27 protein-coding genes are annotated in these 21,945 nt (G+C 45.0%); 16 read left to right on the plus strand and 11 right to left on the minus strand.

Going from position 1 to position 21,945, the window contains the following annotated elements; translation table 11 throughout:
- Positions 1-311: 311 nt before the first annotated feature.
- The 11 genes from J8M00_RS23425 to J8M00_RS23475 all read left to right on the plus strand — a co-directional run bounded on the left by J8M00_RS23425 (position 312) and on the right by J8M00_RS23475 (position 5,154).
- Positions 312-1,799: an AraC family transcriptional regulator gene (locus J8M00_RS23425; RefSeq protein WP_211012863.1), complete on the plus strand. Its 1,488-nt coding sequence runs from the start codon at positions 312-314 to the stop codon at positions 1,797-1,799.
- A 55-nt stretch (positions 1,800-1,854) separates the two neighbouring features.
- Complete coding sequence (locus J8M00_RS23430) at positions 1,855-2,112, plus strand: RebB family R body protein (protein ID WP_023401229.1); 258 nt, start codon at positions 1,855-1,857, stop codon at positions 2,110-2,112.
- Positions 2,113-2,186: 74 nt separating this feature from the next.
- Positions 2,187-2,471 (plus strand): RebB family R body protein, encoded by a 285-nt coding sequence (locus J8M00_RS23435; protein ID WP_023401228.1) that lies wholly within the window; start codon positions 2,187-2,189, stop codon positions 2,469-2,471.
- Between the two features lie 38 nt (positions 2,472-2,509).
- On the plus strand, positions 2,510-2,776 hold the full coding sequence (locus J8M00_RS23440; protein ID WP_023401227.1) for a RebB family R body protein: 267 nt from the start codon (positions 2,510-2,512) through the stop codon (positions 2,774-2,776).
- 53 nt (positions 2,777-2,829) lie between these two features.
- Positions 2,830-3,099 (plus strand): RebB family R body protein, encoded by a 270-nt coding sequence (locus J8M00_RS23445; RefSeq protein ID WP_023401226.1) that lies wholly within the window; start codon positions 2,830-2,832, stop codon positions 3,097-3,099.
- Between the two features lie 103 nt (positions 3,100-3,202).
- Positions 3,203-3,496 (plus strand): hypothetical protein, encoded by a 294-nt coding sequence (locus tag J8M00_RS23450; protein WP_023401225.1) that lies wholly within the window; start codon positions 3,203-3,205, stop codon positions 3,494-3,496.
- A 154-nt stretch (positions 3,497-3,650) separates the two neighbouring features.
- Entirely contained in the window at positions 3,651-4,031 is a 381-nt protein-coding gene (locus tag J8M00_RS23455; protein WP_211012864.1) for a RebB family R body protein, read from the plus strand.
- A gap of 5 nt (positions 4,032-4,036) precedes the next feature.
- Entirely contained in the window at positions 4,037-4,279 is a 243-nt protein-coding gene (locus J8M00_RS23460) for a hypothetical protein (RefSeq protein WP_023401223.1), read from the plus strand.
- Between the two features lie 37 nt (positions 4,280-4,316).
- Positions 4,317-4,601 (plus strand): RebB family R body protein, encoded by a 285-nt coding sequence (locus J8M00_RS23465; RefSeq protein WP_211012865.1) that lies wholly within the window; start codon positions 4,317-4,319, stop codon positions 4,599-4,601.
- 94 nt (positions 4,602-4,695) lie between these two features.
- Positions 4,696-4,875, plus strand: a complete 180-nt coding sequence (locus J8M00_RS23470; RefSeq protein ID WP_023401221.1) for a RebB family R body protein — start codon at positions 4,696-4,698, stop codon at positions 4,873-4,875.
- A 6-nt stretch (positions 4,876-4,881) separates the two neighbouring features.
- On the plus strand, positions 4,882-5,154 hold the full coding sequence (locus tag J8M00_RS23475; RefSeq protein WP_023401220.1) for a RebB family R body protein: 273 nt from the start codon (positions 4,882-4,884) through the stop codon (positions 5,152-5,154).
- Here the strand turns inward: J8M00_RS23475 and J8M00_RS23480 are convergent.
- Both J8M00_RS23480 and J8M00_RS23485 read right to left on the minus strand, forming a co-directional pair.
- On the minus strand, positions 5,134-5,571 hold the full coding sequence (locus J8M00_RS23480) for a hypothetical protein (RefSeq protein ID WP_211012866.1): 438 nt from the start codon (positions 5,569-5,571) through the stop codon (positions 5,134-5,136). The two genes, J8M00_RS23475 and J8M00_RS23480, sit on opposite strands and share 21 nt — an antisense overlap.
- 87 nt (positions 5,572-5,658) lie before the next feature.
- The gene (locus tag J8M00_RS23485) at positions 5,659-6,837 is read right to left on the minus strand and encodes an MFS transporter (protein ID WP_247687530.1); all 1,179 of its coding nucleotides are present in this window, start codon (positions 6,835-6,837) and stop codon (positions 5,659-5,661) included.
- A gap of 41 nt (positions 6,838-6,878) precedes the next feature.
- Here J8M00_RS23485 and J8M00_RS23490 point away from each other — a divergent pair, with 41 nt between their 5' ends.
- On the plus strand, positions 6,879-7,718 hold the full coding sequence (locus J8M00_RS23490) for an AraC family transcriptional regulator (RefSeq protein ID WP_247687531.1): 840 nt from the start codon (positions 6,879-6,881) through the stop codon (positions 7,716-7,718).
- A gap of 9 nt (positions 7,719-7,727) precedes the next feature.
- Here J8M00_RS23490 and J8M00_RS23495 read toward each other — a convergent pair whose 3' ends face one another.
- Entirely contained in the window at positions 7,728-8,864 is a 1,137-nt protein-coding gene (locus J8M00_RS23495; RefSeq protein WP_211012867.1) for a hypothetical protein, read from the minus strand.
- Positions 8,865-9,075: 211 nt separating this feature from the next.
- Here J8M00_RS23495 and J8M00_RS23500 point away from each other — a divergent pair, with 211 nt between their 5' ends.
- A complete protein-coding gene (locus J8M00_RS23500; protein WP_211012868.1) occupies positions 9,076-11,454 on the plus strand; it encodes a family 20 glycosylhydrolase in 2,379 nt (792 codons plus the stop codon).
- Here J8M00_RS23500 and J8M00_RS23505 read toward each other — a convergent pair.
- On the minus strand, positions 11,451-12,422 hold the full coding sequence (locus J8M00_RS23505) for a DJ-1/PfpI family protein (protein ID WP_211012869.1): 972 nt from the start codon (positions 12,420-12,422) through the stop codon (positions 11,451-11,453). The genes J8M00_RS23500 and J8M00_RS23505 overlap by 4 nt on opposite strands.
- Complete coding sequence (locus J8M00_RS23510; RefSeq protein ID WP_211012870.1) at positions 12,422-13,387, minus strand: GlxA family transcriptional regulator; 966 nt, start codon at positions 13,385-13,387, stop codon at positions 12,422-12,424. Before J8M00_RS23510 ends, J8M00_RS23505 begins: the two co-directional genes overlap by 1 nt.
- Positions 13,388-13,811: 424 nt before the next feature.
- Between J8M00_RS23510 and J8M00_RS23515 the strand changes: the two genes are divergently transcribed.
- Positions 13,812-15,128, plus strand: coding sequence for a trypsin-like serine protease (locus J8M00_RS23515; RefSeq protein WP_211012871.1), 1,317 nt, complete (start codon positions 13,812-13,814; stop codon positions 15,126-15,128).
- A gap of 66 nt (positions 15,129-15,194) precedes the next feature.
- Here the strand turns inward: J8M00_RS23515 and J8M00_RS23520 are convergent, their stop codons facing one another.
- The 5 genes from J8M00_RS23520 to J8M00_RS23540 all read right to left on the minus strand — a co-directional run bounded on the left by J8M00_RS23520 (position 15,195) and on the right by J8M00_RS23540 (position 20,060).
- The gene (locus J8M00_RS23520; RefSeq protein ID WP_211012872.1) at positions 15,195-16,814 is read right to left on the minus strand and encodes a glycosyl hydrolase family 18 protein; all 1,620 of its coding nucleotides are present in this window, start codon (positions 16,812-16,814) and stop codon (positions 15,195-15,197) included.
- A gap of 147 nt (positions 16,815-16,961) precedes the next feature.
- On the minus strand, positions 16,962-17,597 hold the full coding sequence (locus J8M00_RS23525; protein WP_211012873.1) for a hypothetical protein: 636 nt from the start codon (positions 17,595-17,597) through the stop codon (positions 16,962-16,964).
- Between the two features lie 28 nt (positions 17,598-17,625).
- Positions 17,626-17,937: a hypothetical protein gene (locus J8M00_RS23530; protein WP_211012874.1), complete on the minus strand. Its 312-nt coding sequence runs from the start codon at positions 17,935-17,937 to the stop codon at positions 17,626-17,628.
- A 312-nt stretch (positions 17,938-18,249) separates the two neighbouring features.
- Complete coding sequence (locus J8M00_RS23535) at positions 18,250-19,041, minus strand: substrate-binding periplasmic protein (RefSeq protein ID WP_211012875.1); 792 nt, start codon at positions 19,039-19,041, stop codon at positions 18,250-18,252.
- An 86-nt stretch (positions 19,042-19,127) separates the two neighbouring features.
- Positions 19,128-20,060, minus strand: coding sequence for a class I SAM-dependent methyltransferase (locus J8M00_RS23540; RefSeq protein ID WP_247687532.1), 933 nt, complete (start codon positions 20,058-20,060; stop codon positions 19,128-19,130).
- A gap of 248 nt (positions 20,061-20,308) precedes the next feature.
- On the opposite strand from J8M00_RS23540, the gene J8M00_RS23545 reads away from it, so the two are divergent.
- Entirely contained in the window at positions 20,309-20,455 is a 147-nt protein-coding gene (locus J8M00_RS23545; RefSeq protein WP_023401206.1) for a hypothetical protein, read from the plus strand.
- A 186-nt stretch (positions 20,456-20,641) separates the two neighbouring features.
- The gene (locus tag J8M00_RS23550) at positions 20,642-21,295 is read left to right on the plus strand and encodes an XRE family transcriptional regulator (RefSeq protein WP_211012876.1); all 654 of its coding nucleotides are present in this window, start codon (positions 20,642-20,644) and stop codon (positions 21,293-21,295) included.
- 10 nt (positions 21,296-21,305) lie between these two features.
- Here J8M00_RS23550 and J8M00_RS23555 read toward each other — a convergent pair whose 3' ends face one another.
- A complete protein-coding gene (locus J8M00_RS23555; protein WP_211012877.1) occupies positions 21,306-21,869 on the minus strand; it encodes a GNAT family N-acetyltransferase in 564 nt (187 codons plus the stop codon).
- Positions 21,870-21,945: the final 76 nt, after the last annotated feature.

Raw genomic sequence — 21,945 nt, forward strand, 5'->3', positions numbered from 1 at the left:
AAGAGAGTAGGTGATGCCTGCTCTCTTGCCTTTCTTTACAAGTATCCAGATCCGACCTATAACTAAGTTAACTTGCTGCGTTAAAGTCAAAAATAACACCATAATTACACCTAGAATTAACCTTCACGTAATAATATGTAATTAATAGTTCGTAATATACCCCGATTGAAAACTAATAAAATTCCTTAAGTTGTATCCACGGCCTTAATTCACCTTGTTTGTAAATTTCCAATATGCAAAACACCAAATATGGTTGTTTCGCTTAGAAAGGATATTCGCTAGACAAAAGTTATATTGCTTTGGAGTCAACGATGAATGAATCAACAACACCCATAATGTCGCCCACAGATGCGATTAAAAAACAGTTACCACTAACCCAATCACTGACACGCTACTTAAATACACGATGCTCTGAAAGTGTGCTAAAACAGCTTTCATTAGAAGTGGAAGACTCATCCCAACAAGTTAAAACACATATATTTTTCGACCAAGAGCACCATAGACCAACAAGTGCACGAAGCTACCCGATTGTTTATCAAAGAAAGCGCATCGGCGCATTAAATTTGTTAAAGCACGCAGACCTCCCCGGTACATCACCCTCCGAATTAACGAATTTATCTGACCAGATAGGTATACTCGTAAAACGCAATGCTATTCAAACCTTGTCACATCAATATTTGGGTAAAAGTGCCTCGTTGCAGGGTTACAGTGATCAAATTTTGAATTTGGAAAAAACTATTGAGCGTATAGCTGCTAAATTATGCCCGGTATTCATACAAGCAGAGTCTGGCTCTGAGGTCATTGACGTTGCCTGCTCAATTCACTTTAGCAGCTACGCCAAGCACCATCCTTTTTACGAAATTGACTGTGCAAGCTGTGATGAAGAAGACTTTGCAAAAAAACTGCACCACATCAACACTTCGATGAATCAAGGCTGTATATTCTTCAGCCACATTGATGCCCTCTCTATTTCCCAGCAAAAGTACTTGTTAGAGCAACTGACCACACAGAGTAATAACGCCACCAGCTATACCAGCAAAATCGATTTGCAGCGCGTGCGCGTGATAAGCTCTAGCGAACAAAACATCCAAACAATGGTAGATAGCGATCAGTTTTTACCCAGTTTGTGGCATAAGCTCAATTTTTTTAACCTCAATATCCCGCCGCTGCGCGAGCGACCTGAAGATATTCAGGTTATGGTTGAACAACTTTCAGAGCTCTATCAACTAAGCCCTGAGCAGCACCTTACAGAACAAGCAAAGCTGATGTTAAAAAATTATCGCTGGCCCAACAATGTTGCAGAGCTCGAAAAAGTTTTATTGCGCGCGTTTACTTTGGCTCAAGAAAACAACATAGGTGAGCAGACATTGGCCTCGATTTACCCTCAATTGGCTGCGACCACTGACTATAGCCTTTCAAATAAACAGTGCGTTGACCATCTGTTAGCGGGTAATTTAACTCCTTTTCAGAAATATCATCCCAGCTTGCAAAAAGCACTCTCTTTTATCATGCAAAACTGGCAACGTGATATTTCTCTAAAGGAGTTATCTGCCAACGCGTTTGTTAGCCCTTCTCACTTGTCTTATTTATTCAAACGTGCTCTTCAGCGCAGCTTTAAACAAATCCTTGCAGAGCTGCGGATCCGAAAAGCATGTGAACTCATTGAACACAATCCCAATCTCAGGATCACCGATCTTTGCATGGAAGTGGGCTTTGGTGATTTAAGCCACTTTGAAAAAATCTTTCGTCGCTATACCAATATGTCACCGCGCGAATACAAAAAAAAGTATCAACCATAAGAGCCCAATTTACCCCTAATTTTCAATCTTTTGAGCCGATTAATCAGGCGTGTTAATGCCTAAACTGGCTGTATTGAAAACGACGGGTAACACCATGGCAGACATTGCAGCACTAGAACAATTGAATGAGTTGGTAGCACAGCAAGCCCCTGGGATATCTAGGGATATGTTATTGCAAGCAACCGCTCAATCATTGGGTAATGCCGCGCACAATGCCACGCTCGCACAACACCAGCACAATGCCATTATCAAGACAAATACGGCATTGGCCAGTGAAATGCTGCTGAGCATGGGTCCCAAAGCGTCGAAATAGTTTTTACCAGTAAATCTGGATAAAACACACCGCCTTATATAAGGCGAATATCTAACCAATAGAAGGAAAACACTATGGCAGCAGCACCAAGTGCAGCAGGTGGTGTAAATGCCCAAGTGACAGATTCTGTCACTCAGGTAAACACCAGTGTCACAGGCTCTACGCCTGCATCAGGTACAGGCAACCTACTTCTGTCAACAAGTCACGCATTGGGCACCGCAGCGCTTAACGCAACGACGGGTAATCAGCAAGCAGGGATCACGATGCAAGCAGCTACAGTACAGGGCATCAACTCTTTGATGTCAACGGGTACTGCAGTTGTGGGACGTGGCACAGCAGAAATTCTTAGCAAAGGCTAATCCGGCCGATTAATTAACTATCCAATGAGGAAAAAATCATGGCAGATACAGTAAACGCAGCAATCACAGACTCAGTAACTCAAGTAAATACTAAAGTAGTTGGTGAAACGCCAGCAATGGCAATGGGCAACCTGTTAATGTCCACCAGCCAAGCTTTAAGCAATGCTGCTCACAACGCAACTTCAGCACAACAACAAGCACAAATCACAATGCAAGCAGCAACTGTGCAGGGCGTTAACTCATTAATGTCTATCGGCAGCTCAGTCGTTGGTCGTAGCGCTGAAGGTATCATCGAGAAAGGCTAATCACCCTAATCTTAACCTTTATTTCTAATTTAAAATATTAACAGGAGTCAATCATGGCAGATGCAGTAAATGCACAAGTAACCGACTCGGTTACTCAGGTAAATACCAAAGTGGTTGGTGAAACACCAGCTATGGCAATGGGCAACCTACTCATGTCTACCAGCCAAGCGTTAGGTAATGCGGCGCACAACGCTACAGCAGCACAGCAACAAGCTGCTATCACGATGCAAGCTGCAACAGTACAAGGTGTCAACTCACTTATGTCTATCGGTAGTTCAGTGATCGGCCGCAGTGCAGAAGAAATCATTGAGCCTGACGCTTAATTGAATTCAGACGACTTGAACACAGGATACTGATCCACTATCCCAACCAAGCTCTTAGTGATGAATTCAGCGCTAAGAGCTTTTTTATTGTTTGGAGCTAACTATGGAAAACCTCAACAGTGCACCTGACGCGGCGGAGTCCGCTGTGCAGAGCGCACAGCAGTCCATCGCACAGTCCACTGCATTGGCCTTATCAGATGCGACCGACAACCTTAGAAACCTCAATACATTGAGCACCACAGCAATCGGTGTAGCCCTGTCTCAGTATATTGAAACTGGAGATGAAAAATTTTCCAAGATTATTGAAGATGCGCAGTCAATCGTCAGTCGCGGAGCAGATAACTTCAGTGCAGTTGGAGAAAAAATTGCCACCGTTCTACATGAAAATCAAGAATAACAGCAGCCTTGGGGGCATGCCCCCAAAATCCTAAAAAAGCCCGGATCAAATCTCACTTTACCCGATTTTAAAACGGCCATACCTCGTATTCTAGGTTGCATTAATTGCTCAGTTGTTGAGCGAATAACCAGTTTGAATTCACGAGGAGATAATCATGAGTGAGCAAGACAAAGACAGTGTGCCTTTTTCGCAACAAGCGACCAGCATGACTGAAACCACGTTAGCTGAAACGCTCGGGCTATCCATGCACAACGCCGTAACCAGTCAGCAGCATGCTCAAATGACCACTGCGGCGTCCATTACCAACGCATGTGCCAGGCTACTCAAGACACCGGGTACGCCCCCTGCTTCCGGCAATAACAAAGCACCTACTGATGAGGAAAGTGATGAAGTGATGGTTGCCGAACCATCAGAGGCAGAGCCGAGTAAAAAAGAGAAAAAGCCCCGTTTTAACCTTTTCCGTTTTGGGAAAAATAAAAAAACACAAGCGGCTGATCCCCCACCAAAAACCGATGACTCAACAGAGACGGAGTAAATACCATGACGTCACTTGCCAAATACAGTGCGCTTTATGAAGAGCATATGGCACAAATCCAAGCACTCTCAGAAAAACAAGAGCAAGAAGTGGCAGATCTGCTTGCCGAAAATGACCAACGCCTCGATGCGCTTGCGCCATTTGCCCAAGCCGACTCAGTCAATCAAGAAGTATCCAAGCAATTAGAGGCCGTCGAAGAGCAAATCAGCGACGCACTAAGTGAAATAAATAGCCAGCTCCTTGGCTAATACCTGATCCATTACTAAACCGAAGAAGGAAACCGCAATGGCGACTAAAGACCCTACAGTCAATAAACAAATCACTGATTCAATCACCCAAGTCAATACCAAGGTGCTTGCCGATAACCCTGCGATGGCAATGGGTAACCTCTATGCTTCAATGGGGGCCGCACTTTCCAACGCAGGAAACAATGCAACCAATGCACAACAGCAAGCAGCAATCACAGTTCAAGCTGCAACAATTCAAGGTGTGAATGCCTTAGGTGCCGTAGGTAGTGCGGTACTCGGACGTGCCGCTGCCGCCATTACAGAAAAAGATGGTGACCAGTAACACAGCCTCGACACAGAGGCATTTACTGCCTCTGCAGACAAAAATACAGTCCACTTAATAGGCTGTTCGCCTTAACTTTAAGAGGTCGAAAATTATGTCAGATAAAAATGGCCCCAGTGTTGACGAAATCATTTCCCAGCTGAGTGACTCTGCTTTAGCAGATACCGTCGGGTTAATGATGCAAAATGCAATCACAGCACAACAAAGTGCGCAAACTTACACCTCAGCGTCAGTCTCATCTGCTTGCGCTCTCATCCTAGCGCAAGGTGGATAAACTGACATGGCTGACAAACCAGCTGCTTTGGTTAAGGCACAACAAGCGGTTGCACAATCAACCTCGATGGCTGTGCAGGATGCAACAGACAACCTGCGTAACTTAAGCACTATCACGACAACAGCCATCGGTGTGGCATTGTCGCAATTGCTTGCTACCGGTGATCCTAAATATGTTAAAGTCATTGAAGAGGCACAAAAAGCCATGACCAAAGGCACTGAGAACTTCTCTGAGGTTGGTACCAAAGCCGCAAAAATTTTAAAGGACTTTTCTCCTTAATGTATACCCTCCATACCAGCGCCTATTGAGATATCGGTAGCGATTGAATAATCGCGATTGTCTTCCTAGCACTTGCAAACAAACCACGAGGTGGTCCACGCAATTGTAAGTCGCAATGTTGTAACTGGCCGCATCGATATCATTGAGTTTTATAAATAGGCGCTCTACTCCTTGGCGCGACAGCTTGCGATAAAGCCACTCTTTGGCAAGTAACTTCTCTGGCTTTGGTACGGGTTCTCGACTAAACCCATTGAAACCAAACCCATAAGCATAGCTAGACTGATCACAATTGTTCTTAAACACTAAACTGGCGTGGCGGTGGTATAAGGGGTGTCTAACGGGCAACCCCAATTGGTCCGTTGCTTGACTGCGACGGATACAAGCATAAACAGAAAAGGTCAAAGGCTCTGATGTCATAACGCATACTCATAGCTAACTATCTTGTTAGACTATGAATATGCAGTATTAAATGCTCGGTAGCTTAAACGCTAATTGGCAGCAAATTTACGAGCTTTGCGAAGCGTTTAGTTTGCGCAAATGTGGCGAAATAAACTGGCTCAACAATAAAGAACACGCCGCCAGTGCTGCACCAAAATAAAATACCAGGGACTGGTCATACAGCCAAACCACACCAAAACTTGCTGGGATCACCACAGCCGCAATATGATTGATGGTAAAGCTTACACCCGCAGTGGATGCAATGTCTTCTGGCCGTGCAATTTTCTGAAAATACGTTTTCAATGCTATCGCCATGGCAAAGAAAATATGGTCAACAACATACAGTACTGCGGCGACCTGTGCTGACTCGACCAAGGCATATCCGATAAAGACCACAATTAATCCTGTGTATTCAACGGTAAGTGCTTTTTGCTCCCCAATACGTCCAATCCAGCTACCTATCTTGGGCGCCAAGAAGATGTTGATCACGTGATTGAGCATGTACAACGCGGTAATTTGTGCGACATCATAGCCAAACTTTTCAACCATTAAAAAGCCTGCAAATACCATGAAGATTTGCCGACGAGCGCCAGAGAAAAACACCAGTAAATAATACAAACTGTATTCCTTGCGTAAAATCAGCTTTTTATTTTGCCCTGCCGCAGCAATAAACTGTGGATGGGTCAAGGCCATAAATATCGTCACAATTAACCCCATGCCACCTATCAATAAATACATCCACATGTAGTCGGTTTGCAGCCAGCTGAATCCCACCCAGATAATTGCGAATGTCGCCAGCGAAGCCATAGACTTAATCGATAACAATTTGCCTAATTTTTCTGCTGCTTCATCTTTTTTAAACCACTGCAAACTGAGCGATTGGTTTAAAGTTTCGAAATAGTGAAATCCTATCGACATCAAAACTGTCGTAGCGTACAAGCCATAAATTGTTGGAAAAAACCCTGTAATGGCAACACCTATAGACAACAGACACAAGCTTACAACCGCAAAGGTTTGCTCTTTTAATACCAGTAATATAAATACCGCGGTGAATGCTAAAAAGCCCGGGATCTCACGCAGTGATTGCAGCATCCCCATATTGGCGCCAGTAAAATCTGCTGCCTCAACAGCAAAATTATTCAGCATTGCAGTCCAGCCGGCAAATGTCATCGCCATTACACAGGTTGCTAAGACTAAAAAGCTCATCGGAGAAGGTGTAAACCGCAAGAATGATTGTTTTTCCATTTACTTTCCTAAGCACATTGAGTGAAACGCCTGGCTAGTATATGCTCAATTTTTACTGGCCTAAATCCAAAAATATGACAGAAAACTTATCTAAACAGACAAATAATTCTTGGGTGAGTGTGAAATCTCGCTTCAAGCGTAGCCAATTAGGCAAGCCCGTATTTCCACGCGCCACAACTATGCCACAATGGGAACATGTTGAAGAACATAGTCACCCCTGGGGACAGTTGACGTATATTAGTGATGGCGTCATGACTATTTTTACGCCTCAAGGCAGCTTTGTGATCCCACCTCAACAAGCTCTTTGGATCCCCCCTAATGTTGGCCATGAACTCTATTGTCGGTACGGGGGGCACTTTCGCAGTGTTTACATTGACCAAAAATACCAAACTCTGCTTGGAGATCAGGCCAAATCAATGGTGGTCAGCGATTTATTAAAAGCCTTGATCTTGGAAATATGCACTTGGCCAGACGACTATACCCTAGATGACAAAACCCAGCGTTTTATCGATGTTTTTATCGACCGTTTGGAGCAAGCCCCCACCAGTGACTTTTTTATTCCACGAGCTCAAGATACACGCCTTCACCCTATTGTTGCTGAGCTTTATGCCAATCCAGGGAGTCCTGTCACATTAGAGCAGTGGGGAAAGCGCGTCGGCGCTTCCAGCCGCACGCTCAACCGCTTGTTTCATAAAAACTTTGCCATGAACTTTAGTCAATGGAAACAAAAACTTCGGGCTTTGCGCGCCGTAGAAATGCTTAATGCTGGACAATCTCAACAGATGATCGCCCAGCAATTAGGGTTTGAATCGAGCAGTGCGTTTAACACTGCATTTAAAAAAGTGTTTGGGGTCCCTCCCAAACAATACACCAAAGCGTAACCAATTTGGTTACCAGTGCACCACCATACGCAGTGTTACCACTTCCTGCCAATTAGCCACTAATTGCGGCGCTGCCTCAAGGGGAGATTCAGTATTTACAACACCATCATGCCATTGATGGGAAAGCGTTGTGTGTAAGTTTTCCGACCAATGATATTGAACATAACACTCTGCCATACGCGTGATAGTTGAGTCGTTGTCTCGCGATTGGTTTGATAGATAGCTCAGCCCGGATGCAAAAACAAAATCTTGGTATTGATACTGCGCGACCGCGCTGGCAAAGTGGCTTTTGTCGCTATCGAAGTTGTCTTCAGTATGCTCGTAACTGACACTTTGGCTCAGACGTCCGTGCAATTTAAACGCACCTCGCTGCGTGTACCAAGCGCCATAGGTACCGTATCGTTTAGTATCGCTATTGTGCCAACTGCCTAAGGTTAGCAAGGTGTCATTGGCCAGTTTTTTTTGCCCTTCTAACGCTATAAATACGCCCTCTGAGCCATCAATTTGAGCGAATGTATCGGCATAATTACCCTGATTGTCAGCCAACCCCTTAGCGTTTGACAGCAAGGCACGCCACTGCCAATCCCCCTTGGGGATAGTGCCTTGATAACGTATCGCAGGAGCATAATCAGGAAAGTCGATAGAGGGATTATTGACAAATCCAGCTGCGAGAAACTGACCAACCTCATCATTGGCTATCTCATTGGTATCCAACAACATGCTTACTTCGGCCAGCCCAACCATCACTTCACTCTGCTGCTCAGCAAAGCGATACCGCCAGTATAAAGATGACAATTGGGTTCTACTGGTATCGTCACCATCCAACGTCGTTCCCGCATCTTCATTGGTATTCTCCAACCATGCAGATACGCCATCAGCAGGTTGGTTCCGATTGTGTTCCAACCAAATAAAGACACTATGTTGGTCCTGGTGTATGGTTGTTTCCAAATCGATTGAGTACAGAGTTTCACTGTCGACGTCAATGTTTTCACTGCCCTCAGAAACAAATTTCTGAGTAGGCAATAGTTGTTCACTCAGTAACGCAGAGCCTTCGAATTCGACTTGGCGTTGCTGCGCATGAGCGGTATGCCAAACCATGCTAAAAACAACCAACACGCTCCCCAGTTTGCTGCCTACTATCGTCACTTTAATCACCCATATTGTTAGCCTCTATTTTGTGGTTATAAAACTAACAGTGGCAGTCACCTGATACTGAGCCAAAGTAACGCAATACTATGGTAAACGCCGGATACAAGATTGATGAATCAAACCTAGGTGTATGTTTTTATGACGGACTTTGATAACGTGGGCGTATAAAATTTCGCCGCATCTACACCAAAGTAAACAAGGAATGGACATGATACGCTTAATAATGCTGTTAATTGGATTATGCTTCTTACCCGTCTGGGCCGCTCTGCCTAACGTCAATCTCATGCCCTATCCAAACAGCATTCAATTCGGTTCCGGTGCCTTTAATACCAATATCCCGCTGCGTGTGTATTTGCCAAACCTTGCGCCATCGCAATCTCACTACCTCAAACAACAGCTACGAAATACGTTTGAAAATGTTCGCTTTAGTAAATCTATTTTACGGGCAAATATTATTTTTGATGTCACGGGCTCTACACCTATGCATCCCAGCCTTCATCAAGATGAAAGCTATCGACTAAACATCTCACCCTCTCAGATCAGAGTCCAAGCAGCAAACTATTGGGGACTGAATTATGGGCTACAAACTTTAAGGCAGCTGGCATATCAATATCCAAACCAACTCCCTTCCTTACACATAGACGATCAACCTCGATTTGATTGGCGGGGCCTGATGATTGACAGCGCACGTCACTTTATTCCTATCAAAGCGATTAAACGTCAATTGGATGGTATGGTGTCCGCCAAACTCAATGTTTTACACTGGCACCTAACAGACGATCAGGGTTGGCGTTTTGCCAGTCAGCACTATCCCAAATTGCAACAACATGCCGCTGATGGTCAATATTATACCCACTCAGACATGGCTGATATCGTGGCATATGCAGCACAACGAGGGATCCGCGTTGTCCCCGAAATAGACTTACCCGGTCATGCATCTGCACTCGCGGTTGCCTACCCAGAATTGATGGCACACCCCGGCCCGTACAAAATGGAAAGGGGTTGGGGTGTCTTTAAGCCTTTACTCGACCCGAGCAACCCAGAGGTATATACCTTCATAAAACACATCATTGCTGAACTGACCGCCATCTTTCCCGATCCCTATGTGCACATTGGTGGGGATGAAGTAAAACCGGACCATTGGCACGACAGCCAAGCTGTGCAGGAATATATGCAACGGCACTCACTCGCCTCACCGGCGCAGCTGCACAATCATTTTAATCTTAAAGTGCAATCCTTACTCAGCGTGCACAATAAAGTGTTGATGGGGTGGGATGAAATATTTCAACCCGATCTCAACAAGTCTGTGGTGATCCAATCTTGGCGCGGATTCGACTCACTAACCCAACTCACCAATGCCGGCCATATGGGCGTTTTATCAGCAGGCTTTTACGTCGATCAACCGCAGTATACCAGCTACCATTATCGCAACGACCCGCAGCCTCAAAAGCGCATCACACTTGAGCACACAAGCTCAATGCAAAGTGGGCAGGCTTGGCAGTTTTCAATTACTCGGCTAAAGGGCAGCCCTATCACGGGACATTTTGTCTTATTACCTGATAAACGTGCAAAACACCTCGGCTACATTGCGATAGATGGCAGAAAAGTCATTGAGATTGAAGACCTTGAAGAGTCTAAACAGATGATACGATTTAGTATCGACACCTGGATCGGACCACTGCGTATTAGCTTGACAAAAAACCAGCCTTCACAGAGCCAAATCTTAGTGGGTAATACCCCGTATACACACCAAATTCGCCTCTTGCCTCAAGTACCCAAGCTAGCTCCATCCTACTTTGCCAGTGTGCCAAAGGACAACGCAAAAACACGCATTTTAGGTGGTGAAGCAACCATTTGGAGCGAGCTCGTCATGCCATACAATCTCGATTTGCGGCTCTGGCCAAGACTGTTTGCCATCGCCGAGCGCCTATGGTCCCCTGTTAATCTGCAAAGCGAAACCAGTATGTATCAGCGTTTGGCAAAGTTAGATAAATTTGCCACTCACCGCCTTGGACTAAAACACCAATCTCAGCACTTACATGGGCTTGCCACACTTAGTGGCCAAGGCGATATTGACGCACTCAAACGTTTTAGCCAGTTGATCGAACAAGCCCAGTATTACACTCGACATCATGTCAAGTATCAGAATGGACAATATCACCAACATGCCTCGCTGGATGCGCTGGTCGATTATTTGCCAGCTGAAAGCAGCTACTTGCGTCAATGGTATATCCGCCTTAAATCGCAAGATAAAACAGCGCTCTATTCAAAATTAATGGCCCAATATCAACATTGGTTAAACGACGTTCCCAAGCTCAAAAGTACCTTTTCACAATCAAACAAACTGGCCCAGCAACATGCCTTGCTCAATAAGCATCAAAGTAGTCTTGAGCTCGGGATCCAAGTCATTCAATACTGTATGGACCCGAAGCTAATAGTCGACCTTCATACACTCAGATCACAGATCTGGCTGCACACTCATCGTCATGGAGAATTGATTTTAGCCGTCAACCACTTAACCGAAGCAATTTTGGATGGCTGCATCACACAGTATGAGCAGCCAAAACAGAGTAAGAATGAGGGTTAGATCTGGCGATTAAGAGTGAGCTGAGTGGAAAATTGTGTGCCTTGCAGATGAGATACGCTGACATGCAACAGCCATTGCTGCTCACCCAACCGCTTTGACCAAACTAACGTATTATCACTGCTCACAGCTTGCCAACCAGCGCTTTTCATTTGTTGATCAAGCCAGCTTGATAAGCGAGATGACTGCTTTGAACCGATATCGAAAACATGACCTTGAAACCAGTTTTGCTCATCGCCATAGTGAAACGTTTTGTCCAATAAAGCCACCCCAGCAGGTAGCGCACCGAATTCAGGGAGAACGCGATCTGCCATTTTACCTCTGATATAACCACCACTAGGCACCCAATCGTATTCAATTTTTGCCGCCACAGTGCGCGCAGAGCGCATTCCACTGACTTTCGCAACTAGGGATAGCGCGCCATCAATACCAGAAGATAGTCCCGCTGTTGTCAGTACCTTGCCATTGTCAGTAAACTTTTTATCTCTCGCCAATTTCACCGCAGGATATTGCCTTGCAAAACTATCAAACGCTTTTTCTATAGTCGTCGCATACAACCCATCGAGCAGGCCGGTATTGGCGAGAATAAACGCACCATTACACACTGACATTACATAATCCGCGGAGTGACTTTGCGCCACAATCCAGTTTTGAATGATGGGATCTTCGATTAAACGGCCATTAATGCTGCCTCCTGGGATCAAAATAGCGTCAAACTTCATCGTAGGTTCGAGGCGCTGATCCGGCGTCACTTTTAAGCCCATAGCAGTGGTGATCTCGGCGCCATCCTTACTTACCGTGGTGAGGCGAAAACCTGCCTGGCCAAACACTTCAACGGGGCCTACAAAGTCGATGGCCTGTGCCCCATCAAACAATAAAATACCGACATGAAACGCATCGGGATCCGTAGAGTGCGCATTTACCTTCATACAACACAAACACATCAACCACATCATTATTCTTTTTTTCATTATTTAGCCTCTAAGGTAAAGTTTTCTCTAAATTGCGTCGGGTTGACGCTATATGCCTGGGTAAACTTTCGCGACAATAAAGGGGGTGAACCAAACCCCGTCATGACACTGATCTGCGCAATCGATAAGTTTGTTGTACACAACAAATTTTTCGCTTTTTCCAGCCGAACATGCTGTACAAAGCGCATTGGAGAAAGCCCCATTTTATCGGTGAATATACGGCGAAAATGCCGAGGGCTCAGGGACGCTTGCTCCGCCAATAGTTCTACCGAAAGCGGTTTATCTATGTTGTCTTGAATAAAGTCGATGGCACCTTGAAAACGCTGAGACAAGGTTTGTTGTGCGCTGAGTAAACTGGAATACTGACGCTGATCGCCACTGCGTCTAACATACATCACCATATATTGTGCCACTTGTTGCGCCATCGCTGCGCCGTGATCTTGCGCAATGATACTAAGTGATAAATCAATACCTGCTGTTAATCCTCCAGAAGAGTACACTTCTTCACTTTGCACAAATAACTTCTCTGACTCTACAGTGACATGCGGAAACTGGGTCGCCAATTGTTCCGTAAAGTTCCAGTGTGTAGACAAGGTCAATGTACGCTCGGGAAACAGCGCAGCAACAATAAAAGCCCCAGTGCAGATACTCACAACTCGTTTACTGTTTGCTGCAACTCGTTGCAGGTGCGCCATCACACTTTGGTTATGTATGACTTTTTGACAACCTCGGCCGCCAATAATAACCAACATATCGAGTACATCACACCGTGCTATCGTGTCATCAGCCAATGTCTTCAACCCACTTTCAGAGCGTACAGGTATGACGTCAGCGGACAGTGTGATTAGCTTGTAAGCTTCACGGGGTGCGAGCAGCTCATTCACCGTCGCAAACGCATCCAGTGGCCCAGCCAAATCTACCGTTTGAAATTCGTCATAAATAAAAAAACCAACTACTTGTGACATAAAACACCTCCTAAGCCATGAGCATATCCTATTGCCAAGGTGTCCTTAAGGACTTTAAGATGTCTAAAAAGGACAAACGTATATTTACTCGGATCCAATCGCTTGGTTTCAAGTATCTATATCACCTTGGTGTTTCGACGCACTCTAGCAGCCAATAAAACGGTTGATGTTGATTACCAAATAGGTCTAATTGTCTGATTATTTGTTACATTTCAACGTGAGAACAGCGCAAAAAAAGTAAACGAAAATTTACATGCGGATTAATCCTACTTACCTAAAGGCTAATAAAAGCCAATATATTTCAACAGACTAATAAAAATAACAGCCAACTTAATGAAATCATTTCAATCACATTTTTTATACATTCTGCAACATTTAGTTGTATCTTAAATTTTGTCTAACAAGTGAACAACATAGGTACAACATGAAAGGAACAACACACTCAATCAAACGTGCAGTGCGACACACCCTGCTTGCTACAACGGTCGTGGCCAGCTTACCAGCACTGGCTTTGAACGATGTCACACCGAATATTGTCGGTGGCATGCCTGCAAATACGGCTGACTGGCCATTTTATACTCAAATTCTGAGAGCAAATGGCACCACTGCATTTTGTGGTGGTAGTTATATTGGTGACGGCTATGTATTGACTGCAGCCCACTGTGTTCGCAACCGCACAGCAAGCGAGTTAAACGTCAAAGTTGCAGGCTTTATTCTGGGCGGCAACGACGGTGACCGTATCGCCGTTGAACAAATCCATATGCACCCAAACTACAATAACCAAACCTTGCATAATGATATTGCAGTTTTAAAGCTCACCCGAGTGCCTACACAAGGTGCCAGTGTCACACTCGCTCAATCATCAATCGACTATTATGCGCGTGAAGGCGATTTACTCTCAGTTGCGGGATTAGGCCGTTTGCAAGAAGGAGGCACTCGTCCAACCAACCTCTATGAAGTAGATGTGCCACTGGTGTCTGATGCTGTTTGTCGTCAAACAGGTGGACACTATAGTAATGTCGGTGCAACTGAGTTTTGTGCTGGTTACCCGCAAGGCCAAAAGGACTCATGTAACGGTGACAGTGGCGGCCCCATCGTCATTCAATCTGGCGGTCAAACTGTTCAGCTTGGCATTGTGAGCTGGGGTGTAGGCTGTGCGCGACCAGATAATTATGGAGTGTATGCAGATGTAGCCGTATTTGATCAGTGGATCGAGTCTGTGAAGTCGGGCACTGCGCCAGTTCAAGTGGGCTACCAAGATCAGACTACGTTGGCTGACTTTGTTGTCGGTGATACAGTCCGCCATACATTTACGATTACCAATACTGGCAGTCCAACCTTCACCTTTAATCAACTCAACGTAGCAGCACTCGGTGTGACCAGCAACTTGGTCACCACGGTAGATAGCTGCTCGGCAAGTACACTGACGCAAAATCAAAACTGTAAAGTCAGTGTTGAATTCAGTGCCACCACACCAGGACTTGCGCAGACCACACTTACTTTTAAAGTAGATGGCAGTACAACAACTTATGTTGCACGTGTTTTTGCTACGGCAACCGACGGTTCAAATGTGTGTAATGGTACTTGGGATAAAGGTACTGTGTATGTCAGGCCCGACCGCGTAACCTATCGTGGTTCTGAATATGAAGCTCGTTATTGGACTCGTGGTGATATTCCGAGTGAATCAGGTCTGTATGGCCCTTGGAAGTTGATCGGCAACGATCCAACATGTGTCAAGTAATCAATTAAACATCATGACAATCAAAGCCGTGCACCTGGGTACACGGCTTTTATCTGTCAGTTAAATCTAAAACTGACAAACAAATTGCCAGCTTCCATCACTGCCCGGTACCGAGCGTGTCCACCAGTTAGCCTGATAGACAGATTGTTGATAGCGAACTCGTTGAGCGGATGCAGCGTGATCTCCATTGGGCCAGTCGGGGTGCGCAACATATTGGTTTGGATCAACTTGAATATCAGCACACTGTGTTGGCTTGTCTGGACCACCCGTGCCATCACACTGATAACTCGGCACCAAGCCCTGGGCAACTTCCCACTTTGCCGTCAATAAAGATGCGGCTCCTTGACTGTCGTGGGAGAGTTCCCAATTCATAATGCCACCAGCCTGATCGAGCGCCAACTGGGTTTTTGCACGTATGGTCGGAATGCCGTTGTAATAAGACGTACCATCACTATCACGGCAGGCATTAGCAGGATCTTGCGCGATCAAAGTACGATAAGCCTGCCAAGTTGGACGAGAGTAAAAGGGTACGCCCAAGACGGTTTTTTCTTTACTTAGCCCTCTTCCTTGCCAATATGCAATTGAGTCGAGCGCATATTGAAAGCTGGCATGATCTGCATTGTTGGCGTCATATGCCATCAAATTGAGAAAGTCGACGTCTTGGAAGACAGACTCCAATACCCCACCGCCCGTGTACCCAAGCGCAACAACAGCCGCAGTCAAAAACTTACCTTTTGCCTTGAGTTCAATGTTTAGTTCTTTCATCAAAAGTGCAAAGTTCGTTGCTGAACTGCCTGGATCAGGATATTCCCAGTCCATGTCCACACCGTCTAGCTGATGGAGTTCAACAAACGCCATCAGGTTGCGAATAAATGTCGCGCGGCCTTGAGCTGTGCTCGCAAAGGTTTCAAATGCACTGTCATCGCCACCATTCCAGCCGCCAACGGCGATACCTACTTTAACGCCCGACGCATGCGCTGCACTCACCAATTGCTGCATTTTTGCGAGGTTTTCTAATGGCTGTAACGAACCATCGGCATTGGGTAATAAAAATGAATAATTGATATGGGTGAGTTTATCAAATTGAATGTCAGCCACTTGCCCTTGCCAGCTGGGGAAGTAGCCCACGATTTTAAACCCACTTGGCGGCACAATCACATCATCAGCCACCACTGTGATGGTACGTTGACCGGAGCTTGCGCGCCCACCAACCTCATCGACAACTTCGGCTGAAACCGTGTGCTCCCCAAGCCCACTTGCAGTCCACGATACTTCAAATGGTGCAACATCATCTGTCGCTATCACCGCGCCGTCCACTCGAAAATCAACATATTTGATCGGGACATTCATTGGGTGAGAAGCTGTTGCCTTGATTGTCACAGGCGAAGCAATAACGTGACGGCTTTGATCGAGGGGAGCATCGAGTTTTACAATCGGTAAAGGCGTGCCAATTGGATCGCAGATCCCATCTTTTCGCCATACATTTTCTGGCTCAGAGTACAGGGCTGGATCTTGATTTTGTGTCCACCATTTTGCCGTATACTTTGCGGTTAAATGCTGAACTTCCATCCCTCCTGTATATACTTGATTTGGTTGCCAGTCTTTTAATTGCGTACAGTCCAATGCCATAGTCGGTACACTGAGCATACCCAGTGCAGCCATGACCGCTAATCTTGTTGTTTTCATACCTTTATTTCCATGTTGTTAGCCAGCGTATAACGGCGAGCTTTGGCTGGCTGTTATCCAATTGTAAACCCGCCAATACCCAGACTAACAAACTGTACAAAAATCACCCACAACATATCGCTCTATAAACTTGAAAGATTGTAATGTTTATTTGACCTCCAGGCAGGTATCTGGCTTTTGCGCAACTTGCGTATTGCCATCAGCTAGCTTTATTCGCGTATCCCCCACCACCAATTCAGTTTCTTTTTTCATTAACTCCGCCAATTGACTATTCATATCTTTTGCCAGTGCCACAAAATCTTGCGTCGCTGCTGCACTTTTATCAAATTGACGCATTTTTTCCGTCAACTCTTGTTGAAAATGCCTTTCCTCATAGGCCAGTTGTGCCAATTTAAGCTCTTTTTCAATCTCAGATTGACGTCGACGCTCAGATCGTTCTCTTTCTCTATCTAAATAGGATTCATCTTGCTCTTGACCTATAGATGCTTCCTTTATCACCATGATCAACGCCATTACCACTGGCGCAATCATACCCACTACCGGCGTAAATGCCTCAACGTTCAAGTAGTAGCCCGATAAGCAGGTGATCAGGACCAATACTACTGTTGTGGGCATCGCCCATTTCCCCACCAGCACCATAACAATATCTTGTGGCTGCCGCCCCGCTTCATCTTCCCGATCAATACCGTCCAGCTCTTCTATGGCAGTTAGCGGTTGATAGATTTGTGATTCATATTCATCATTGTTCTGCCGATCCGAAATTGGTTTTTGCTGTTCAGGCATATCCGCTCCCTCATCTATTTTCACTCAGTCAAATACGATATTTTTCAGCTAGTTTTAAGCCAAAATTTGCAAGTACCATCAAACCAATCAGCCATCGGTACCACTGAGGCAGATGGGTTAGCATTGCAAATCCTTGCACGATGTGATCAGCAGCAAAAGGGATAAACAATAAAATACAAGGGATCAGCAATACGACGTGTAACCAATCTATCGTAGAGACTGACTTGGCTTTTTCTAGGTGTGCTATTTTCGCGTTCACTTTAGCATTGCGAATACGCTTGTGGTTATGCAATGACTCAAGAGCAAAGTCATACAATAGAGATAAAAATCGGCTTCGCATGGTTCGTTTCTCCTTAATTCAAGTTCCTTGCTGAAACCTCTATAATCACAGCGATAAACAACAAACCACTTTGACCATGTTCAGCATAAAGTGTCTATTTGAGTGTATACTTTCCCAAGTTCCTATACTCGGACCAGACAAGGTGAAACCCGGAGATTTATCGTATATCACAGGGAAATCTACTGGGGGAAGCATAAGCAGCCTCATGCCGATATAGTACGCAACAACAAACGGCTGCTCGATATTGAATAAGAAAAACAATGATGACGACCAAAGTTAAACAAGAGCCTTTTGCGGCCGCGTTTAATCAATCTAGGGTTGTCGCTTCCTATATTGTTCTACAAGACTTTGAATTGAAGGTCGAAGAGCAACAATGGCCTGATCAATGTATCTTCGCTGAGCTAGCGTAAATTTATCTTTGCGCAATAGAAAGTGTACTTCGTTATCATGCACGGGATAAGCCCAAATATAAATGGGCTTATCACTGTATTTTTGAGTGAGGTAGTTACCGACAATCTCGTCTTCAATAATAAAATCTACACGCTCTTTGGCCAGTAGTTCTATACGCCTTTGGATCGTTGAAATACCTATAAATTGATTGCCAAAGCGTTCATTGTTGGCGAGCGACTTGATCTCTTCGCCATAATAAGAACCGATACTCAAGCCAATGGTGGTCTCAGAGCTGAGCAAAGCTCTCAAAGAGTATACAGAATCAGGAGGTTTTAAAGAAAACAGTCGCATCCGCTCGGTACGATACGGCAATGTATAATGTCCCCACTGTTTGCGCTTAAAGGTGTAGCTGACCATCAACACCACGTCGACAACCCCTTTAGTGAGCTGCGCAAAACTGCGTGCTGCGGAAGGAAGACGAATAAATTCAATGCAGATCCCAGCTTGCTTGAACACCATTTTGGCTATTTCAATATCTAGCCCTTCGGCGACTCCAGCCTCTGAAACGCTGGTCAATGGTGGCCACCCAGCAACCACACCGACTTTTGCCTTTGCCGAGCACAATGAAGATGTTACGGGCGCAGTAGGTTTTGAAGCAACCACCTGCCCACTGCTCACCAACATACCAAAAAGAGCAACACCAAATATATGCACAGCAACCTGCATTCCACATAAACATGTATTAAGTGTAGCCGCTAATTCACACCTTACTTATTCTCGCAACTGAGCAATAAAACAACTTAACTTTGTTTATTAAACACCAAACACTTCAACCCACCTTGTGGATCAATATCTTTAAACTCAATTGGGTTTTCAAGGCGCTCTACAAATGCCATGCTAGGTGCTTCACGATGCATTTCGTCAATTAAAAACTGGCTCTGTACAGCCGGGTCATTCACACATGCTAAAACAGTCGCGCCTGAGCTCAGCAGTTCAGGTAAGCGGCGCAAAATACGCTGATAATCTTTGGTCAGTGCAAAACTGCCTTTTTGAAACGTTGGCGGATCTATGATAACCAAATCATAAGGCCCCATTTTGCGAAGTTTCCCCCACGACTTAAATAAATCATGGCCTAAAAAGGAGATATTCTCTAAGTTATGGCCGTTTAACTGATGATTGCGTCGGCCTTGTTTTAACGCAGCTTTGGCCATATCAAGATTGACAACTTGCTTAGCACCACCTGCAATCGCAGCGACAGAAAACCCACAGGTATAGGCAAAAAGATTCAACACTTTTTTGTTGTCGCTGTGCGCCTTGACCCACGCCCGACCATTGCACATATCAAAAAACAAACCGCTATTTTGCTTTTTACCAAGCGACAGCTCAAACTTCAGTCCATTCTCTGTCACTTCCAGCTGCTCTGTCAGCGTGCCATATAGCACTTCAACTGAGTTATCGGTGCGATACCTATGTTGAATAAAAATGCATGTCACAGCCTGTTGCGCCAATGACGTTTGCATAAACGCGTGCAGACAACCGCGCAATGCTGCCATCCATGCTTCATCGTGCTCTTTAAATACAGTACACATGATCTGACCTGACAGCCAATCAATGGTCAATTGTTCTAGTGATGGGTAACAACGTCCTCGGCCATGAAAAAGACGAGTAACTTCACTGGGCGGCACAGTTAAGTGTGAGAAAACCTGTTGTACAGGTGAAAAATCAAAATGCATAGCCAACATCGATAGATTAAAACAACAAAGTGTAATTGTACTCGACTGAGCTCGATTGCCAATGAGAAATGACCCCACACTAAAATAGAAACCACATAATTAACATCTATTTACAATATGGATAAGTTAATATAGATTACTCTTTGTGCAATGAAGCACGAAATAATAACACCTCATTTAGTTTATAAAATTAAAAATACTCACTGAGCTAAATTGAGAATCAAAAATAAAAAACAGGAATTTTAATCATGCAACTTAAACTATCGAAAAAGTCTGTTAAATCTCTTTCAGTACAACGTCCAATCGATGCAAAACAAACTCCACATATTGCAGGTGGAAATTTAGGTACTTGGACCTGTGCAGGTTCTAAACCTTGCCAAGATAAGTTCGAGTAACGACTTATCTGAACAAAAGGCGACAATATTCGCCTTTTGTTAATGTATATACTTTCCAAACCGCCACGCTCGTCTTTTCACACCAAAAGCTGAAAAACCAACTCTCCCACTTATTTTTGCTGTACACCGAGAGGTGGCACGCGTACCCTTGCGCTTTCATCATTTTTTGAAGCTGAGAGCAAGTCCATGAGTACAGCATTTTCCCGTCGCTTTGTGACCCTTGTTGAGCAATTTGCAGGCGGTAACAAGCGCCAGTTTGCCGAACTAACTGGCAAGTCGCCATCCCATATTTACCGAATTTGCCAAGGGCTTGGCCGTCCTTCAATGACGTATCTTGAGCATCTGTATAGCTTATTTTCAGTAGACTTAAACTGGTTACTTACAGGCGTACAAGCCGCTGATGCACCTGCTCAACATAGTCAAGATGACTTGCTTGTAGTGCCTAAACTTGATGTTGAGGCCAGTGCAGGATTCGGTGCTGTTAACGGTCAAGAAGATATCACCGAACAATTTGCACTCAACAAGCGTTGGCTCCAGTCACAATTAGGTGTTCACAGTGAGCGCTTGGCTTTTGTGTCTGTGCGGGGTGACAGTATGCAGCCGACCTTAGAGCATGGCGACATGGTACTGGTTGATTTAAGCCAACAGCAGCCCAGCAAAGCTGGCGTCTATATTATTCAAACTCAAGACGGATTAATGGCAAAAAGATTACAGCAAAAGTCAGATCATATCGCTGTGATCAGTGACAACCAAGACTATCCCAGCTGGCAAATAAATTCACAAAATGCAGAACAACACGGTATTGCAGGCCGAATTGTATGGTGCGGACGCAGCTTATAGGCAGTACCCCTTAGGCAGCACCTTTGCTGCCTAATCTTTCATTGAGCGCGAGATGATAGCTACGTATCGCCACATCGACATTGTGCGCCTGATGAAAACCTAAGCGACATAGTAACGTTTGAGATTTCACATTCTCTACGTACACATTGGCAACGACTTTATTGATCCCTTGTTGCGCCATCTCCATGAATAACTGCTTAAGCGCCCAAGTCATCACGCCTCTGCCTCGGAAAGACTCTGTTAGCCAGTAACTGAGCTCGGCAATATCAGCTGACCCGATGTAACTGAGTCGACCATAAGCGAGTCCACCAATCAACCCTGCGACTGTGTGGCGTATCGCATAACGGCATTGGTGCTGACTGCCGCAACCCTGCACGAAACGCCGAGCACAGCGAATATCACCTAATGCATCGATCCCTAAATTATGGCAAGTTTGTTCCGATACCTTGCGTAAAGCCGCCTCGGCATCCTCACGGTATATGGGGGTCAAAAGAAAAGGCCAGCTCTGTTGTAACTCAACGTCACAGGCTGATTCATGTAGACCAGAACCACTATGCAATGCCAGCGGAGACATTGTTATATCCATAGATTAACTAATGCGCGAAAGCTGGGAGACAGAGCGTATAGAGTCAATAGAATCAACCACACTA

The organism is Pseudoalteromonas luteoviolacea, assembly GCF_018100925.1.
Classification (GTDB): Bacteria; Pseudomonadota; Gammaproteobacteria; order Enterobacterales; family Alteromonadaceae; genus Pseudoalteromonas; species Pseudoalteromonas obscura.

What these genes read in the sequence shown, in the direction of transcription:
- J8M00_RS23485 (WP_247687530.1), bottom strand. Translation starts at nt 6,837, where the DNA reads ATGGAAAAACAATCATTCTTGCGGTTTACACCTTCTCCGATGAGCTTT.
- J8M00_RS23510 (WP_211012870.1), bottom strand. Translation starts at nt 13,387, where the DNA reads ATGTCACAAGTAGTTGGTTTTTTTATTTATGACGAATTTCAAACGGTA.
- J8M00_RS23555 (WP_211012877.1), bottom strand. Translation starts at nt 21,869, where the DNA reads ATGTCTCCGCTGGCATTGCATAGTGGTTCTGGTCTACATGAATCAGCC.
- J8M00_RS23425 (WP_211012863.1), top strand. Translation starts at nt 312, where the DNA reads ATGAATGAATCAACAACACCCATAATGTCGCCCACAGATGCGATTAAA.
- J8M00_RS23500 (WP_211012868.1), top strand. Translation starts at nt 9,076, where the DNA reads ATGATACGCTTAATAATGCTGTTAATTGGATTATGCTTCTTACCCGTC.
- J8M00_RS23525 (WP_211012873.1), bottom strand. Translation starts at nt 17,597, where the DNA reads ATGCCTGAACAGCAAAAACCAATTTCGGATCGGCAGAACAATGATGAA.
- J8M00_RS23550 (WP_211012876.1), top strand. Translation starts at nt 20,642, where the DNA reads ATGAGTACAGCATTTTCCCGTCGCTTTGTGACCCTTGTTGAGCAATTT.
- J8M00_RS23465 (WP_211012865.1), top strand. Translation starts at nt 4,317, where the DNA reads ATGGCGACTAAAGACCCTACAGTCAATAAACAAATCACTGATTCAATC.
- J8M00_RS23435 (WP_023401228.1), top strand. Translation starts at nt 2,187, where the DNA reads ATGGCAGCAGCACCAAGTGCAGCAGGTGGTGTAAATGCCCAAGTGACA.
- J8M00_RS23520 (WP_211012872.1), bottom strand. Translation starts at nt 16,814, where the DNA reads ATGAAAACAACAAGATTAGCGGTCATGGCTGCACTGGGTATGCTCAGT.
- J8M00_RS23530 (WP_211012874.1), bottom strand. Translation starts at nt 17,937, where the DNA reads ATGCGAAGCCGATTTTTATCTCTATTGTATGACTTTGCTCTTGAGTCA.
- J8M00_RS23450 (WP_023401225.1), top strand. Translation starts at nt 3,203, where the DNA reads ATGGAAAACCTCAACAGTGCACCTGACGCGGCGGAGTCCGCTGTGCAG.
- J8M00_RS23480 (WP_211012866.1), bottom strand. Translation starts at nt 5,571, where the DNA reads ATGACATCAGAGCCTTTGACCTTTTCTGTTTATGCTTGTATCCGTCGC.
- J8M00_RS23440 (WP_023401227.1), top strand. Translation starts at nt 2,510, where the DNA reads ATGGCAGATACAGTAAACGCAGCAATCACAGACTCAGTAACTCAAGTA.
- J8M00_RS23445 (WP_023401226.1), top strand. Translation starts at nt 2,830, where the DNA reads ATGGCAGATGCAGTAAATGCACAAGTAACCGACTCGGTTACTCAGGTA.
- J8M00_RS23545 (WP_023401206.1), top strand. Translation starts at nt 20,309, where the DNA reads ATGCAACTTAAACTATCGAAAAAGTCTGTTAAATCTCTTTCAGTACAA.
- J8M00_RS23540 (WP_247687532.1), bottom strand. Translation starts at nt 20,060, where the DNA reads ATGCATTTTGATTTTTCACCTGTACAACAGGTTTTCTCACACTTAACT.
- J8M00_RS23460 (WP_023401223.1), top strand. Translation starts at nt 4,037, where the DNA reads ATGACGTCACTTGCCAAATACAGTGCGCTTTATGAAGAGCATATGGCA.
- J8M00_RS23505 (WP_211012869.1), bottom strand. Translation starts at nt 12,422, where the DNA reads ATGAAAAAAAGAATAATGATGTGGTTGATGTGTTTGTGTTGTATGAAG.
- J8M00_RS23515 (WP_211012871.1), top strand. Translation starts at nt 13,812, where the DNA reads ATGAAAGGAACAACACACTCAATCAAACGTGCAGTGCGACACACCCTG.
- J8M00_RS23490 (WP_247687531.1), top strand. Translation starts at nt 6,879, where the DNA reads ATGCTCAATTTTTACTGGCCTAAATCCAAAAATATGACAGAAAACTTA.
- J8M00_RS23430 (WP_023401229.1), top strand. Translation starts at nt 1,855, where the DNA reads ATGCCTAAACTGGCTGTATTGAAAACGACGGGTAACACCATGGCAGAC.
- J8M00_RS23455 (WP_211012864.1), top strand. Translation starts at nt 3,651, where the DNA reads ATGAGTGAGCAAGACAAAGACAGTGTGCCTTTTTCGCAACAAGCGACC.
- J8M00_RS23470 (WP_023401221.1), top strand. Translation starts at nt 4,696, where the DNA reads ATGTCAGATAAAAATGGCCCCAGTGTTGACGAAATCATTTCCCAGCTG.
- J8M00_RS23475 (WP_023401220.1), top strand. Translation starts at nt 4,882, where the DNA reads ATGGCTGACAAACCAGCTGCTTTGGTTAAGGCACAACAAGCGGTTGCA.